Raw genomic sequence first — 242 nt, forward strand, 5'->3', positions numbered from 1 at the left:
CGACGGTCGACGTCGAGTCGGGGTACGCGTCGGCGCCGATCGCGTTGAACTCGCACTACAACGAGTCGGTGCAGGCGACCATGTGGCTCGAGCGTGACGGTCAGGTCGTCGACGGGGCTCGCTGGCGGTTCACGCATGCGTCGGCGCCAGCGAGCCAGCAGGTGCAGATCGAGACGCAGGCTGATGCATGGTGGTACGTGTTCCGGACGGCGGTCCTGCCGGGCGTGGCGTCGATCGTGGTC

At 68.2% G+C, this 242-nt stretch carries 1 pseudogene; it reads left to right on the forward strand.

Annotated features, from left to right (window positions below):
- A pseudogene (locus EXE48_RS18340) lies at nt 1-242 on the forward strand (hypothetical protein); the annotation flags it as partial.

Source organism: Halorubrum sp. ASP1 (assembly GCF_005435135.1).
GTDB lineage: Archaea > Halobacteriota > Halobacteria > Halobacteriales > Haloferacaceae > Halorubrum > Halorubrum tropicale.